This is a genomic window from Halpernia frigidisoli (genome assembly GCF_900113805.1).
GTDB classification, from domain to species: Bacteria; Bacteroidota; Bacteroidia; order Flavobacteriales; family Weeksellaceae; genus Halpernia; species Halpernia frigidisoli.
Map to the genome: position 1 here is coordinate 589,630 of NZ_FOQT01000001.1, position 16,931 is coordinate 606,560.

At 32.8% G+C, this 16,931-nt stretch carries 14 protein-coding genes; 8 read left to right on the top strand and 6 right to left on the bottom strand.

What is annotated here, in order from left to right; all coding sequences use genetic code 11:
* Nucleotides 1-48: 48 nt before the first annotated feature.
* From BM238_RS14360 to BM238_RS02780, 3 genes are all read right to left on the bottom strand, one after another.
* Nucleotides 49-600 (bottom strand): hypothetical protein, encoded by a 552-nt coding sequence (locus BM238_RS14360; protein WP_090078651.1) that lies wholly within the window; start codon nt 598-600, stop codon nt 49-51.
* A 113-nt stretch (nt 601-713) separates the two neighbouring features.
* Nucleotides 714-1,244: a helix-turn-helix domain-containing protein gene (locus BM238_RS02775; RefSeq protein ID WP_090078652.1), complete on the bottom strand. Its 531-nt coding sequence runs from the start codon at nt 1,242-1,244 to the stop codon at nt 714-716.
* A 202-nt stretch (nt 1,245-1,446) separates the two neighbouring features.
* Nucleotides 1,447-2,538, bottom strand: a complete 1,092-nt coding sequence (locus tag BM238_RS02780) for a TerC/Alx family metal homeostasis membrane protein (protein WP_090078653.1) — start codon at nt 2,536-2,538, stop codon at nt 1,447-1,449.
* A 348-nt stretch (nt 2,539-2,886) separates the two neighbouring features.
* Between BM238_RS02780 and BM238_RS02785 the strand changes: the two genes are divergently transcribed.
* The 3 genes from BM238_RS02785 (at nt 2,887) to ychF (ending at nt 6,917) form a co-directional block, all read left to right on the top strand.
* Nucleotides 2,887-3,990: a M14 family zinc carboxypeptidase gene (locus BM238_RS02785; RefSeq protein ID WP_090078654.1), complete on the top strand. Its 1,104-nt coding sequence runs from the start codon at nt 2,887-2,889 to the stop codon at nt 3,988-3,990.
* A gap of 95 nt (nt 3,991-4,085) precedes the next feature.
* Entirely contained in the window at nt 4,086-5,678 is a 1,593-nt protein-coding gene (locus tag BM238_RS02790; RefSeq protein ID WP_233741898.1) for a glycoside hydrolase family 10-like protein, read from the top strand.
* 147 nt (nt 5,679-5,825) lie between these two features.
* Nucleotides 5,826-6,917: a redox-regulated ATPase YchF gene (gene ychF / locus BM238_RS02795; protein WP_090078656.1), complete on the top strand. Its 1,092-nt coding sequence runs from the start codon at nt 5,826-5,828 to the stop codon at nt 6,915-6,917.
* Between the two features lie 203 nt (nt 6,918-7,120).
* On the opposite strand, the gene BM238_RS02800 is transcribed toward ychF, so the two are convergent.
* Entirely contained in the window at nt 7,121-8,275 is a 1,155-nt protein-coding gene (locus BM238_RS02800; RefSeq protein ID WP_090078657.1) for a methionine aminotransferase, read from the bottom strand.
* A 180-nt stretch (nt 8,276-8,455) separates the two neighbouring features.
* On the opposite strand from BM238_RS02800, the gene BM238_RS02805 reads away from it, so the two are divergent.
* From BM238_RS02805 to BM238_RS02825, 5 genes are all read left to right on the top strand, one after another.
* Complete coding sequence (locus BM238_RS02805; RefSeq protein WP_090079096.1) at nt 8,456-10,339, top strand: DNA topoisomerase IV subunit B; 1,884 nt, start codon at nt 8,456-8,458, stop codon at nt 10,337-10,339.
* An 8-nt stretch (nt 10,340-10,347) separates the two neighbouring features.
* A complete protein-coding gene (locus BM238_RS02810) occupies nt 10,348-10,839 on the top strand; it encodes a hypothetical protein (protein WP_090078658.1) in 492 nt (163 codons plus the stop codon).
* On the top strand, nt 10,836-13,442 hold the full coding sequence (locus BM238_RS02815; protein WP_177205412.1) for a DNA gyrase/topoisomerase IV subunit A: 2,607 nt from the start codon (nt 10,836-10,838) through the stop codon (nt 13,440-13,442). The genes BM238_RS02810 and BM238_RS02815 overlap by 4 nt, the downstream gene beginning before the upstream one ends.
* A 114-nt stretch (nt 13,443-13,556) precedes the next feature.
* Nucleotides 13,557-14,213, top strand: coding sequence for a rhomboid family intramembrane serine protease (locus BM238_RS02820; protein ID WP_090079098.1), 657 nt, complete (start codon nt 13,557-13,559; stop codon nt 14,211-14,213).
* Nucleotides 14,214-14,401: 188 nt separating this feature from the next.
* Nucleotides 14,402-14,977 (top strand): pentapeptide repeat-containing protein, encoded by a 576-nt coding sequence (locus BM238_RS02825; protein ID WP_090078659.1) that lies wholly within the window; start codon nt 14,402-14,404, stop codon nt 14,975-14,977.
* A gap of 12 nt (nt 14,978-14,989) precedes the next feature.
* On the opposite strand, the gene BM238_RS02830 is transcribed toward BM238_RS02825, so the two are convergent.
* Nucleotides 14,990-15,967: an EamA family transporter gene (locus BM238_RS02830; protein ID WP_090078660.1), complete on the bottom strand. Its 978-nt coding sequence runs from the start codon at nt 15,965-15,967 to the stop codon at nt 14,990-14,992.
* An 84-nt stretch (nt 15,968-16,051) separates the two neighbouring features.
* Complete coding sequence (gene prmC, locus BM238_RS02835; RefSeq protein WP_090078661.1) at nt 16,052-16,927, bottom strand: peptide chain release factor N(5)-glutamine methyltransferase; 876 nt, start codon at nt 16,925-16,927, stop codon at nt 16,052-16,054.
* Between the last annotated feature and the right edge of the window lie 4 nt (nt 16,928-16,931).

Below are 16,931 nucleotides of genomic sequence, written 5' to 3' on the forward strand. Positions count from 1 at the left end.
ATACAAATTTTTAAAAAAGATATTCCAACAATTTTTTCAGTGATTTTATTATTTTACTTTTTCAAAAAGATAAAGTTTTCCGCCGGAAAAAGCATATTTGGGAATTAAGTTTCCTTCCAAAACCATTGTCGTGCTGGTAACATCTATAATTGATATATAATTACTGGAATTATATTTCAGGTAATTTTCTTTATTTTTTGTTAAAGGATTTTTGCCAAAATCATATTTATATTTTACAAGTTCTTCTTCAGCAGATTCGCAATGAACCGGACGAAATTTTTCTCTGTTTGATTTAAATTCAATTACCTCCAAACCATCCGCGCACTCATTTACATAATTATTTTCAGGATTAGCGTCCTGGGCAAACTGCTCATAACTTCCATTGTAGACCGCAACCACTTTCCAAACACCATCAATTCTGTCTTCATTTATTTTTCCATCTGCTTTTTGCACGGCCCAGCTTACGCCTTTTACCGTTCCTTTTACAGCAGAATAGCCAATTTTTGCCGTGGTAGTCACAATTTTAGCAGCAGTTGAAACAATGCATGAACTTAGCAAAAATGCCAAAGCAGGTAATAAAAAAAGTTTTGAAAATTTCATAGGAGAGAATATTATAAAGATGCAATTTACCTTTTTAGTTTTAAATCCAAATACCATTGATTTAAAGATGAGTGAAAATAGAATTGAATTTTAACTAAATTTTTAAAACTTGATCATGGTTCAAAACTTTCAAATTTACCGTTCGAGTAAAACATGACAATTTTTACTAAATCTGGTTTTTGCTTTTCAACTCTATTATCAAAATTTTCTTTAACAGTATTTTCTAATCGCTGAGAATCGTTTGCTTTTCCTTCTTTTGAAATTGGTTCAGTTTTAAAAGATTCTCGTCTGGCTTCATTAGTGATTTTATCTTCACTTTCCGTGATTCCAAACTTATCATCGTCTATTAAACTAAAAAGATCCGGCGCAGCAACCACTTTGTTTTCCGGCTTAATAAGTTCATTTCGCAAAAGAGAAGAAGAATCCATAAGTAACTTCATTTCCCCTTCACCATTGATAAGCCAGTCCCAGCTTATATCAGGAAACTTTGATTTTATTTTTGTTACAAATTCTAAAGAAGGTTTATTTCGACCTGAAGTAATATGAGAAACGCTTGAGCGCTGCACTTCAATCTCATCTGCAAATTCGGAAGAAGTAAGGCCGCTTTCTTCTAAAATTTTACCAATTCTTTCATTGAGATTCATAACTATCAAATTTAATAATGATTACAAATGTAACAATTAAAAAATCAATTGTAATTTACTTTTGTAATTTAAAACATTAACAATTGTAATTTATCTATAAGTCATTAATATGTAAAGTTTTAGAAGGAAAAAATTTAGATTTGTGGATAAAATTTTAAATGTAATTTCTGATTGAACTTATTTCATTTAAAGTTAAAAACAATTAATGTTTACCGTCTCCATCTCGGTCTGGATCATACTTTAAATGACGCTCTTTTTCACTTTTTGGATAGGCCAAAGAAGTACCTACACTTGTTCCTAAAATAAGCAAGATGATTAGGAGGGAATGTGTTGTTTTAAATCCCCATTCTTCCATTTGTGTATGAAATATCATTTTCAAACCTATAAAAATAAGCAGTACAGCCAATCCGATTTTTAAATAACGCAGTTTATCAATAAAATTTGCCAGTAAAAAGAACATAGAACGGAGACCAATAATCGCAAAAATATTAGAAAAAAAGACGATATAAGGATCCTTTGTCACAGAAAAAATTGCTGGAATACTGTCAACTGCAAAAATAAGATCAGTAAATTCTACGATGATCAACACTAGAAATAGAGGAGTTATCTTCCAAAATCCATCAGTTAAGATCCAAAATTTATCCCCAACAAAATTGTTATGAACCTTAAAGTACTTATTTGAGAACCGTACTACTGGATGATGCTCGGTATCAATTGTTTCTTCCTTATTTCGATCCAGGAACATTTTGATACCCGTAAATATAAGAAATGCGCCGAATACATATAAGATCCAGTCAAACTTCGCAATAAGCGCTGAACCCACGAAAATAAAAGCAAAACGCATAACAATAGCACCTAAAATTCCCCAAAATAAAACGCGGTGGTAGTTTTTCTGCTTCACATTAAATGAAGTAAAAATGAGCATTATAACAAATATATTGTCAATGGAAAGTGCATATTCTACAACATAACCGGTGAGAAATTCCAGACCGAGATTTTGATTATAAAGATCCAGACTGTGGGGAAGATCATTTGGAATGATCTCCACAGGATGTTTATTTGTTGCGATGATCATCTGCAGTTTTTCAAGACTGTCGATACCGTGTATTAAATGGCCGTAAGTAATGATAAAAAAATAGAATACCATCGCCAGAGCCACGACAGCAAAACTCATAATTCCCGCATGCTTTAAGGAAATAGTTTCGCTTTTTTTGCTGAGAAGTCCCAGATCAAATGCCAGTAAAAGCCCTATAAATATTAAAAATCCTATAAGAAAAGTTAATTCAGATGTCATATGAAATTGTTATTGCAAATATACCTCAAAATGGTTTTAAAATAAAATTTACAATTGTGAAAGTAATGTTAAAGTAGATTATTAAAGTTATTAATTTTGTTTTATATTTATCTCTACAATCGGGGATAACTAGTACTTCTTGTTATTAAAGTAAGTGTATAGTAAAACTTTAATTAAATATTATAACTAACTGATTTAGTGTTTATTAATATTTAAAATTAAATAAAATGCAATACACATTATTATTAACAGACAAACTGACATTCTAAAACGTTTAAGTAATTTACAAATGTAATAATATGAATTTTGCAATTTTTATATTATTTTTGAATATTGTAAATTAAGAAAATGAACCACGACTTTAAATACCAAAAAAATCCTGATTTCCCACAGCGCTATATTTCGCCTCAAAAATTATTTAATTGGCTACAGAAGAATTATGTGGCATTACTAACAGAGATTGGGAAATCAACTTTTGGTCAACCAATTTTTAAATTTTCTTTTGGATCAGGAATTATCAAAGTTGCAGCGTGGTCTCAAATGCACGGAAATGAATCGACCGCCACACTTTCGATGCTCGATTTTCTTTATTCTTTTGAAAGTGATTTGGCATTAAAACAGACGTTAGAAAAATCAATTACACTTGATTTTGTCTTTATGCTAAATCCTGATGGAAGTGAAAAATGGACGCGAAGAAATACGATGGATATTGATCTAAACCGAGATTACAATCAGGAAGAAAGTGTTGAAATTAAACTTCTGAAAAATTTAATTAGTAATGGAAACTATGATTATGCATTAAATCTTCATGATCAAAGAACCATTTTTACAACTGATGGCGTAAATCCGGCGACGCTTTCTTTTCTGTCACCGTCTGAAAATGAGGAACGCGAAGTGACAGAAAATCGTAAAAAAAGTATGGCAATTATTGCATACATTTTTGAAAATTTAAACAAAAAACTACCAAACCAAATTGGACGTTACTCCGATGAATTTTATCCAAATTCTGTCGGGGATAATTTAATGAAAGCAGGAATACCAACAATTTTATTTGAAGGGGGACATTTTCAAAATGACTATTTAAGGCAGGAAACTAGAAAATTTTACACTGAAGCTTTTTACTTTGCAATTCTTGGAATTATTAATTTAAATGGCTCCACAAATAATTTTGAAAATTATTTTGAAATTCCTGAAAATAGGGAAACACATTTTGATGTGATCTACAGAAATGTAACATTAAATACAGATTTTCCCTGCATTTTAGATGTTGCAGTTCAGTTTAGAGAAGATTATTCAGGCGGAGATGAAATTATTTTCACGCCGATTGTAGTCGAAGTGGGCGATGTTGGCAAAAAGAAAGGTTGGAAAGAAATTGATTGCACTGGAAAGTTTTTTAAATGCGAAAAAAAATACCCGAAGCTTAATGAAGTTCAAAACTTTGAGATTGTATAAAGCTAAGATTTAAGATTTAAAAACTAATAAGCAACGTTTAATAGATTTTAAACCAATCATAAAATATATTAAAATTACTTTTTAAAGGTAAAAAAATGAAGTTAAATTTCTATTTTTGCGGCATGTCGAAACAGTATTTTAGATTCCTTATTTTTAGTTTATTCCTTCTGATAATTTCTTGCGCAACAAAAAAACCGGTCGTAAAACCTGTTAAAAAAGTAGCAAAAGTAGAAGTAAAGATTCAGCCAAAATTACCAGATGCAGTAAAAGAAGCTGCTTTAATTTTACCCGAAGTGCCTCGCGAATTCCGTGCCGCCTGGGTTGCCACCGTTGCAAATATAAATTGGCCTTCAAGAAATGATTTGCCGACGGACCAACAAAAAGCAGAAGCCATTCAACTTTTAGATCTTTTAAAGGATAATAACTTTAATGCCGTTATTTTTCAGGCAAGACCATCTTCGGACGCTTTATATAATAGTAAACTCGAACCTTGGTCTTATTTTTTAAGTGGTGAAACCGGAAAAGCACCAAATCCATATTATGATCCGCTGGAATTTTGGATCGCAGAAGCTCATAAAAGAGGTCTGGAACTTCACGTTTGGCTAAATCCTTTTCGTGCTTATCACACAACTGGCGGCAAAATTAACTCAGAATCAATGGTTAATAAAATGTCAGAAGATGTTGTAAGATTAAAAAACGGTACTTACTGGATGGATCCGTCCAGTGAAAATACCCAAAATCACGTTTCTGAAGTGGTTAAAGATCTTGTTGCGAGATATGATATTGATGGAATTCACTTTGACGATTATTTTTATCCTTATAAAGAATACAATTCTGGCAGAGATTTTCCGGACACAAAATCCTGGAATAATTATTTGCAAACTGGTGGAAATTTAGCAAAAGCAGATTGGCGCAGAGCAAATGTCAATAAATTTGTGAAAAGAATTTACGATGAAATAAAACTTCAGAAAAACGACGTGAAGTTTGGCATCAGTCCTTTTGGCATTTGGAAACCCGGTTTTCCCGCAGAAATTGAAGGTTCTTCACAATATGATGAACTTTTTGCAGATGCAAAATTATGGCTCAACCAAGGTTGGGTTGATTATTTTTCCCCGCAATTATATTGGCCTACAAATTCTCAAAAGCAAAATTTTAACTCTCTTCTAAATTGGTGGAAATCTGAAAATACAAAAAACCGCCACCTTTGGCCAGGTTTAAATACGGTTGAAGTAAAATCTTACGACAAACCAACAGAAATTGTAAACGAGATAAATTCAATTAGAACTACTTTACCAAACAGCAAAGGCGAAATTCATTATAGCATTGCTGGTTTATCTAAAAGTTCAGCAATGACTTTTGCTTTAAAAAACGGGCCCTATAAAGAGAAAGCATTAGTGCCGGAAACGTCTTGGTTAAAAACTGAATTGCTTAAAAAACCTGAAATTACTATTATCAATAACCAATCAAATATTTTGGTTAAATGGACTTCAACGGATTTAAAAAACGTTCGGGAATGGCTTCTATACACAAAATACGGTGAAAATTGGACAGTTGAGATTTTAACACCGGATGTTTTATTTAAAAATTTAGAGCAAAATAAATTAGGCAAAAAATTAAATGCTGTCGCTTTAAAATCTGTTGGAAAACTCGGAAATGAAAGCGAATACGATTCTGATATTATAAAATAAGACTATTTCTTTTCAGTGTTTAAAAACTTATCTTTGCACCCAATAATTTTAGAGTGAAAAGTTTTACTTATTAATACTCTAAATCTCAAATCTGAATTTATGAAACCGTAAGGTTACATAACTCCAATAAAATATAAAAATTCTGTTATGAAATGTGGAATAGTCGGCTTACCAAACGTAGGCAAATCAACTTTATTTAATTGTCTTAGCAATGCAAAAGCACAATCTGCAAATTATCCTTTTTGCACAATAGAACCGAATGTAGGAACGGTTTCGGTGCCGGATCAAAGACTTTTTGAACTTGAAAAATTAGTAAATCCAGAACGCGTTTTACCTGCAGTTGTAGAAATTGTAGATATCGCGGGTTTGGTAAAAGGCGCAAGTAAAGGCGAAGGTTTGGGAAATCAGTTTTTGGCGACTATCAGAGAATGTGAAGCCATTATTCACGTTTTAAGATGTTTTGAAAATGACAACATTATCCACGTGGAAGGTTCTGTAGATCCTTTGCGCGACAAGGATATTATCGATATTGAATTGCAGTTGAAAGATGGCGAAGCATTAAACAAAGCCGTTGATAAAGCCAAAAAACACATTAAATCCGGTAAAAAAGAAGATGTTTTAACTTATGAAATTTTAGTTAAATTAACTGCTTTTGTAGAGCAGGGAAACAACGCGAGAGAATTTCAAACTGATGATTTTGGTCAAAAAATTATGAGTGAAGTTCAACTTTTGACTAATAAACCAATTCTTTACGTTTGCAACGTCGATGAAAATTCCATAAAAAATGGTAATCCCTGGATTTCCAAGATCGAGGAAATGGCGACAAAGGAAAAAGCAGAGGTTGTTGTTTTAGCCGCTCAAATTGAAGCCGATATCAATGAATTAGACACTTTCGAAGAACGCCAGATGTTTTTAGAAGAATTAGGATTAACAGAACCAGGAGTAAACCGTTTGATCAGAAAAGCCTACGATCTTTTAAAATTACAAACTTATTTCACCGCCGGCGTAAAAGAAGTTCGCGCGTGGACGATTGAAAAAGGTTTTACCGCACCCCAAGCAGCAGGCGTCATTCACACCGATTTTGAAAAAGGATTTATCCGCGCAGAAGTTATTAAATTTGATGATTATGTGAAATATGGTTCCGAAGCAAAAATAAAAGAAGCCGGAAAAATGGGCGTGGAAGGCAAAGAATACGTCGTTCAAGATGGCGATATTATGCATTTTAGGTTTAATGTTTAATGTCATTGTAAGGAACGAAGCAATCTGATTATTAATAATCTGGGCGCCAATTTCCGTCTTCCGTTCCCAATCTTTTTGTTCCGCTCTGCTACACAAAAAGGATTTCCACTCAAGCCGGGGCGCGATTTAGTTTATAAAACAAAATTTTATTATATTAAGAAAGCCATTTTCATCTTTTGAAAATGGTTTTTTTGTGAAATATTTCAAAAATTAATTTTCTGCAATTTTTCTATTGCAGCATCCAAAGTTTCTTTCTTTTTTGCAAAACAAAAACGAATTACTTTTTCATCTTTCCCGTCAGAATAAAATGCAGAATAGGGAATTGTGGCGACATTATTTTTGATGGTCAGTTCTGTGCAAAATTCTAAATCAGGTAAATTTGAAATTGACTCGTAACTTGCGGAAAGAAAATAAGTTCCCTCAGAATTTAGCAATGAAAATGGCGTTGTTTCTAATCCATTTTTAAAGTAATCCCGCTTTTCCTCATAAAATTTAGAAACCTGTAAATAATTATTTTCATCTTTTAGAAACTCAGCAAGAGCGTATTGTGTCGGTGTATTGACGGAAAAAACATTGAACTGATGCACTTTTCTTATTTCTGCCATTATTTCTTTTGGCGCAATACAAAAACCGGTTTTCCAACCTGTGACATGAAATAATTTTCCGAAAGAACCGGCAACAATTGTTCTTTCTTTCAGTTCTGGAAACTGCAAAAATGTCAGGTGTTTTTTACTATCAAAAACAATACTTTCATAAACTTCATCGCTTAAAATCAGAATGTTAGTATTTTTTGTAATTTCAATCAGTGCGGAAATATCTTGTATTGTTAAAACTTTTCCTGTCGGATTATTTGGATTGTTGATGATGATCATTTTTGTTTTTAAATTCACCAAAGATTTCACAAAATCCCAATCAATTGTAAAGTCTGGAAAATTCAGTTGTACCGTTCTTACTTTTCCTCCGAACAATTTCACTGTTGGTTCATAACAATCATAAGCCGGTTCAAAAAGTATGACTTCATCATCTTTTTCAATAAAAGTCGCAATTGTGCTAAAAATCGCTTCAGTTCCGCCTGCTGTAATCGTTATTTCTGAATTTGGATCAAAATCAACATTTGCTGTTTTTTTATATTTATTTAAAATTTCAACTCTTAAATTTTCCACGCCTATCATCGGCGCATATTGGTTGAAACCTTTTCTTATAAAGTGATCAACCAAATTTGAAAGATCTTTATTAACTTCAAAATCAGGAAAACCTTGTGATAAATTAATTGCATTTTCCTTTTGGGCAAGAAGTGACATTTGCGTGAAAATTGTGGTTTTTACATCCGGTAGTTTGGATGTTGGCAAGTTTATCATTTGCAGAACTTATTTAAATTAAATATAAAAATTAACGCTGTAAATTTATTTTCTTTTACTTTATAAAACTACACTTGCTACAATTTATATCGAAATTAAATTTAAAAAATTAAAATCAATTTCATATTTTTGTAAGAATCTGAATTGTTAGATTTAAATAAAATTTTCTTAAAAAAATTAATGAACGAAAATATAGAACCGCAATATACCGAAGACAACATACGGTCACTTGAATGGCAGGAACACATCCGAATTCGTCCCGGAATGTATATCGGGAAATTGGGCGACGGTTCTTCTGCAGACGATGGTATTTATATTTTGATCAAAGAAATCATTGATAATTCTATCGATGAATTCGTTATGAAATCGGGTAAAAGGATCGATATTAAATTAGACGAAGGAAAAATTAGTATTCGGGATTATGGTCGCGGAATTCCTTTGGGAAAAGTTGTTGACGCCGTTTCAAAAATGAATACCGGTGGAAAATACGATTCGAAAGCCTTCAAAAAATCGGTTGGTTTAAATGGAGTAGGAACGAAAGCCGTAAATGCACTTTCAGATTATTTTCGTGTAAGATCAATTCGTGAAGGTCAATTAAAAATTGCAGAATTTTCTAAAGGTTTAATTACGGAAGATTCAACAATTACTGAAACAACAGAGAAAAACGGAACAGAAACCACATTTCGTCCGGACGGTACAATTTTTACGCATTTCAAATTTCGAAAGGAATATATTGAGAAAATGCTTAAAAATTATGCGTATCTCAATCCGGGTTTAAAACTTTATTTTAATGGTGAAGTTTTTTACAGTGAAAACGGTTTAAAAGATCTTTTGACAGAAGAATTGGAAGAAGAAACGCTTTATCCAATCATTCATTTAAAGGAAGAAGATATTGAAGTTGCCATAACACATTCTGATAAATCGCAATCTGAAACTTATTTTTCTTTTGTAAACGGACAAAATACAACGCAAGGTGGAACGCATTTAAATGCTTTCAGAGAAGCGTATGTAAAAACTATTCGCGAATTTTTCAACAAAAATTTTGAAGCGGCAGATATTAGAAAATCTATTATCGCGGCAGTTGCGGTAAAAGTCGTAGAACCGGTTTTTGAATCACAGACCAAAACAAAATTAGGTTCCAACGAAATGGAACCGGGAAAGCAAACGGTTCGAACTTTCGTGATCGATTTTATGAAGTCTAAACTGGATAATTTTTTACATAAAAATCCGGAAGTTGCAGACGCAATCCAACGGAAAATTATGATTTCCGAGCGCGAAAGAAAAGAACTTTCAGGAATCCAAAAATTAGCACGTGAAAGAGCGAAAAAAGTATCGCTTCACAATAAAAAATTGCGCGATTGCCGTCAACATTACAGCGATCAGAAAGCCTTAAGAAAATCTGAAAGCACGATTTTTATTACCGAAGGAGATTCTGCATCTGGCTCAATAACAAAGTCGCGTGATGTAGAAACGCAAGCCGTTTTTAGTCTTAAAGGAAAACCTTTAAATTGCTACGGAATGACTAAAAAAGTGGTTTATGAAAATGAGGAATTTAATTTGTTGCAAGCCGCTTTAAATATTGAAAATAGTTTAGAAGATCTGCGTTACAACCAAGTCGTAATAGCAACTGATGCCGATGTCGATGGAATGCATATTCGTTTACTTTTAATTACTTTTTTTCTACAATTTTTCCCGGATTTAATTAAAAACGGACATCTTTATATTTTATCTACGCCACTTTTTAGAGTTAGAAATAAGAAGGAAACCAGATATTGTTATACAGAAGAAGAAAGGTTGAAAGCGCTTAATGACTTAGGAAAAAATCCAGAAATTACTAGATTTAAAGGTTTAGGAGAGATTTCGCCGGATGAATTTAAACATTTTATAGGCAAAGATATTCGCTTGGAACCCGTTGTTTTAGGAAAAGATACCACGATAGAAAATTTATTGGAATTTTATATGGGAAAAAACACGCCAGACCGTCAGGTTTTTATTCTTGAAAATTTGGTTGTAGAGGAAAATTTACTGGATCCCAAACAAAATATGCAAACTGCCGAAGCATAATTTTTCAGATGAGACTAAGCAATAAATCAAAAGTTCCGCTTTACAACTTTTATCTTACAGTAATTAATTTGCTCTTATTTGCGGGTATTATAGCTTTTTTACTGGAAATTTTGAGGTTTAATATTTTGGGAAATGAGCAGTATTTATTGCTGATCGTTCCAGTTCTCTTATTAGCAATTTTTATTTTAAGAGGTAAGCAGATCTTTGAATATGACAGTGATGGGGAAGCGATCAATTTTAAAAACAGAAATATTTTTCCGTTATTTTATAAAAATGTCAGTGACGAATTTCCAAAATATAAAGTGATAAAATACGAGGTCAAAGATTTGATTGTTTTAAAAAGATTATATCTTACGATCTCAAGCAAAAAGAAAAATTTTATTATTCTAAAATATGACATTTCCTATCTTACAAAAAAGGAACTAAACGACTTAAAATTTTCTTTAAATAAAGTGATAAAAAATAACCGTGAAAAGGAAAAACTTCAATTAACGCAATGATAGAAGACAATTCTCAAGAAGAAGACAGCTTAAAGAAAGTTTCCGGACTTTACCAGGATTGGTTTTTAGATTATGCCTCTTATGTAATTTTAGACCGCGCAATCCCCTCAATTTTTGATGGTTTTAAACCCGTTCAGCGTAGAATTATGCATTCAATGCGTGAGTTGGAAGATGGCCGTTACAATAAAGTAGCGAATATCGTGGGAAATACCATGAAATACCATCCACATGGCGATGCGTCGATCACTGATGCGATGGTTCAGATTGGGCAAAAAGATATTTTAATTGACACCCAGGGAAACTGGGGAAATATTTACACCGGAGATTCTGCAGCTGCTGCAAGATATATTGAAGCGAGATTAACGCCTTTTGCTTTGGAAGTTGTGTTTAATCCAAAAACTACGGAATGGAGCAAATCTTATGATGGTAGAAATAATGAACCTGTTGATTTGCCGGTTAAATTTCCTTTACTTTTAGCGCAAGGCGTTGAAGGAATTGGTGTTGGACTTTCCACCAAGATTATGCCGCACAATTTTAATGAATTAATCGCTGCTTCGATAAATCATTTAAAAGGCAAAAAATTTGAATTATTTCCAGATTTTTTAACCGGCGGACTTTTAGATGTTGCGAATTACAACGATGGCGAAAGAGGTTCAAAACTCCGCACTAGAGCCAGAATTATCCAAAAAGACAAACACACGCTTTGCATTACAGAATTACCTTTTGGTAGAAATACAGGCGATTTAATTGACAGCGTCATTAAAGCCAACGAAAAAGGTAAAATTAAAATTAAAAAAATTGAAGACAATACTTCTGATGTTGTTGAAATTAATATTTATCTAAATAGTGATGTTTCGCCGGACAAAACGATAGATGCACTTTACGCATTCACAGATTGTGAAATTCCTATTTCGCCAAATGCTTGTGTAATTGTCGGCAATAAACCGATGTTTCTTACCGTTTCAGAAATTCTACGTAGAAATACAGAATTTACGCGGGATTTACTTCAAAAAGAATTAGAAATAGAACTTTTTGAACTTCAGGAAAAATGGCACTTTGCAAGTCTCGAAAAAATATTTATTGAAAACGAAATTTACCAGGAAATAAAAAACCGCGCTTCAAAAGAAGAAGTTTATGCAGCGGTAGATTTAGCCTTAAAACCTTTTACCAAAAATCTTTTACGCGAAGTTACCACAGAAGATATTATCAGATTAACGGAACTTCCTTTCATGAAAATTTCCCGTTATGACCAGGATAAAGCGCAGGATAATATTGTTGGATTAGAAGGAAAAATGGAAGAGGTAAAACACCATTTGGCTAATTTAACAGCGTATGCGATTGCATATTATGAAAATATTCAAAAAAAATACGGCAAAAACCGCGAGCGTAAAACGGAATTACGAATGTTTGAGACCATCGATGCTTCAAAAGTAGCCGTCGCAAACGAAAAATTCTACGCTAATTTTGAAGAAGGTTTTATTGGAACTTCGCTCAAAAAAGACCAATATTTATTTGACTGTTCAGATATTGATGACATCATTATTTTCCGGAAAGATGGCGTGATGCAGGTCGTAAAAGTAGAAGCAAAAACTTTCGTTGGCAAAGATTTGCTTCATGTTGGTATTTTCAAAAAAGGTGATACACGCACAGTTTACAATATGATTTACCGCGAAGGGAAAGTTGGACCTTATTATATGAAACGCTTTGCAGTCACTTCTATCACAAGAAATACAGAATATTTCTTAGCTTCTGAGGTAAAAGGTTCAGAAATGCTTTACTTTTCAGCCAATCCGAATGGTGAAGCAGAATTGGTAAGTATTTTATTAAAACCAAATGCGCGCGTTCGTAAAAATAAAATTGATATCGATTTCTCTGAATTGGCTATTAAAGGTAGAAATTCCAAAGGAAATTTAGTGACGAAATATGCGGTAAAAAAAGTAGATCTTAAAGAAGAAGGACATTCAACATTAGCACCTCGTAAAATCTGGTTTGATGACACGGTACGTCGCTTAAATGCCGATGCACGCGGAAATTTACTCGGAACTTTTAAGGGCGACGATAAAATTTTGTTAGTCAATTCTCATGGTGAAGCGAAACTTATTTCCTTTGATCTTCAAAACCGTTTTGATGATGAATACTTGATTTTAGAAAAATGGAAGCCGGAACAGCCGCTTTCCTGCATCTATTATGATGGAGAAAAACAGATCTATTTCGTTAAAAGATTTTTACTGGAAAACACATCAAATGTTCAAACTTTTTTCCCTTCCGAACATCCGAAATCTTTTGTGGAAATAATTATAACAGATTCTAATGCAACCGCAGAATTGATTTTCGCCAAAGAAAAAGGCAAGGAGAAAGAAAATGAAACCATCAATATTGATGAATTTATTTCCGTTAAAGGTATTAAAGCTTTAGGAAATCAATTAACAAGAGACAAAATAAAAGACATCAAAATAGAAATTCCTGAACCGACGGAAGAATTTAATCCAGGATTCGACGAAGTAGAATACACCGAAGGACACGTCAGTTTCATTGACCACGATGTTAAAGATGAAGATTTCCCGGAAGAGGGAAGTATAGGTTCGCTTTTTGGTGAGGAATAATATTTAGCAAACAAAAAAAATTTCCGCATCTTTTGCAAACTTTTGAGAGAAAGACACAATAAAACTTTTGCAACTTTTGCGGTAAACAATTTTATTAAAGTAAAGAAAAACTATATGGCACCCATTTTAATTATAATCATCGCCGCGACTGCAATTTTTAGTTATTACGGCTGGCAAAATCCACATATTTTTGAAAAATATAAATTCAACGTAGGCGCAATTTTAAGAAATAAAGAATATGTAAGGCTCGTTTCTGCAGGATTTTTACATGCAGATCCGATGCACTTGATCTTTAATATGTTAACGCTTTACTTTTTTGGGCCAGTCGTTTTACAGGTTTTCGGACCTATTGGTTTTTTAATTATTTATTTTGGTTCGGTCATTTTGGGCAATGCGTTTTCGCTTTATTTATACAAAAATCAAGCTTGGTACTCCGCGATTGGTGCCAGTGGTGGCGTTTCGGGGATTTTATTCGCGGCAATCGGGATAATTCCTTCCATGCCGATCTACTTCTTTTTTATTCCGATAGGTATTCCCGGCTTTCTTTTTGGCTTCGGTTATTTTGCTTATTCGGTTTATTCTATGCTCAATCCGCGCGTAAACGACAATATTGGTCACGCAGCGCATTTAGGTGGCGCCGCTTTTGGCTTGGTTTACGCAGTGGTTTTTCAGCCCGTAGAAGCAATTCAGAACGCTCTATTTTTGTTTATTATGGCTTTACCACTAATTTACATGGCATATGTGGTTTTTGTGCAGAAGAAAATTCTTTAAAATATTTAGGAGCAACACGGTGATGCTGTCTCCGAATAGTGTTCCCGCTGTCCACTATATCTTTTTTGCCGCTCGCTTCGCTCGCGCCAAAAAAGGATGCCGTTTCCATCGGGGCTAGAAATAAAGGTTATTTTTTTGTCCACCATTGCACAATAACCATTTTTAAAAAGAATATAAAAATCAACTAAATGTCAGAACTTCATTTTCAGCATCAAATTTTCGATAAAATAAATGCAACTGAAAATCCTTTTGTTAAAGCAGAATATGAAAACTGCACCTTCAAAAACTGTAATTTTAATGAGTTTGATTTTAGTGGCTATAAATTTTTAGATTGTGATTTTTCAGATTGTGATCTAAGTTTAGCAAAAGTCAACGATACTGTCTTTCGGGAAATTCGCTTTAAAGACTGCAAAATGCTCGGACTTCAATTTGAAAGATGCAACACTTTTGGACTTGCATTTTCTTTTCAAAATTGCCAGTTAAACCATTCTTCTTTTTTTCAACTTACCCTTCGTAAAACCACTTTTAAAGAATGTCAGCTAAGAGAAATTGATTTTTCAGAAGCAGATTTCAGCAATTCAAACTTTTTAGAATGTGATCTTTCTCAATCTGTTTTTCAAAATACAAATCTTGAAAAAGCTGATTTTACTAGTTCCTATAATTATTCAATCGATCCGGAAAACAACCGCATAAAAGGCGCAAAGTTTTCATTATCGGGAATCACGGGACTTTTAGATAAATATCAGATTAAAATAGAATCGTAATTTTTTCGTTGACTAATCTTCATTTAAAATTTCGGGCAAAACTTTATTTTTTTTCTTCAGATTCATTACCACAATAGCAGTAATAATTAAGATTATGCCGATCCATTGAGAAAGCGCGACTTGCTCATGAAGCAGAAAGAAAGCCATCAATACTGAAACCGGCAATTCCAAAGAAGAAACAATACTCCCCAAACCAATTCCCGTCAAAGGAAATCCCGCATTTAACAAAAGCGGCGGAATTACCGTCCCAAATAGAGACAAGACAATTCCCCATTTTAAAAATATCGAGTAATTAAAAACTTTCGGCGTAGAAAAAATTCCCATCATCTGATTAAAACTTTCCGACTGTGATGGACTTATTTGAGTGATTATTGTAAAAATTAAGACTAGAATTCCGCCACCAAAAAGCATATACAAACTTCTTTGTGGCGCCGAAATATTTGTTGCAATGCTGTTTGCCGTAAACATTGTTGTCGTAAAAGAAGCGGCCGCCAAAAGTCCAAAAAAGATTCCTAAAGGATTTAAGTGCGCGGAAGTATTCATTAAATTAGTTGCCAAAGCGGTTCCTATCAAAACAATTATTACAGAAATGATCTTTAATTTTGAAGGTAATTTTTTTTCAAGTATCATTTCCAGCAAAACGCCCATCCAAACTGTTTGCATGAGCAAAACGATCGCAATAGAAACCGGAATATCAAATTTTACTGCCAAATAATAAAAGATACTTGTTAATCCTGTGGAACTTCCCGCCAACATCAATTGTTTGATGTTTTTTGGTGAAGCTTTTTCTGCTGAATTTTTATTTTTTATGCGTAGAAATAAATTGATCAAAAGCATTCCGATAATACCAAAAGCAAATTGGGCAAATGTAATTTCGGCGGTCGTATAACCTTCTTTATAAGCTAATTTTACAAAAGTCGCAAGCATTCCATAGCTTGTAGCGCCTAATGCAACAAGGAAAACGCCTTTTAATACTGAGTTTTTTACCATTTTTTATTTTGAAAAGGCGACAAAGATACTGATTTAGCTTTTAGGCTGTATTTTTAATTTATGATTTTGAGAATGTTAAAATTTTTATTTTATAACAAAAATAAAACGGTCATTTCCAGACATATCTTTCAATAATTCTGAATGCGAGAAATTTTGAAATAATGCTAAAGTTTCTTTTCCTAATTTTTGATTGATCTCTAAAAAAATCTGTCCGTTATCGTTTAAAAATTGTTTTGCGTCTTCTGCAATTTTCTTGTAAAAAATTAATGGGTCAGAAGTAGGAGAGAAGAGCGCAATTTTTGGCTCTTTATTTTTCACAGAATCTTCTATCTCATTTTCTTCATTTAGCCCAATATAAGGTGGGTTTGAAATGATGACATCATATTTTTCAGATAGATTATTTGATAAATAGTCTCCAAAAATAAAATCTATTTTTAGATCATAATTTTCAGCATTTTGCTTTGCGATTTCAAGCGCTTCTTGGGAAAAATCAATGGAAGAAATTTCAGCATCCTGGAAATATTTTTTTAAAATTATTGGAATTATTCCGCTTCCAGTTCCGATATCTAATATTTTAAAACTTTTATCGTAATTATCACTTTTTAATTCCTGAATATTTTTTCGTGATTCTTTTATCTTTCTTATCGCCAATTCTAATAATTCTTCGGTTTCCGGTCTGGGAATTAAAACGGCTGACGAAACTTTGAAATTTAAACCAAAAAATTCACTTTTACCCAAAATATATTGATAAGGAATTTCATTTTTAAGTTGCTTTAAAATATCTAAAAAGTAGTTTGAAATATCACCTGAAAGTTTGCTTGATAAATTATTTCTTAATTCAATCTTTGAAAAATTTAATTTTTCTTCCACAAAAATCGAAAATAATTCTAAAATTTCTGAAAGGGTATAAATTTCAGAAAGTTCCGCTGAAAAAGTTGACTTTAATTTTTCTAATGTCATTATA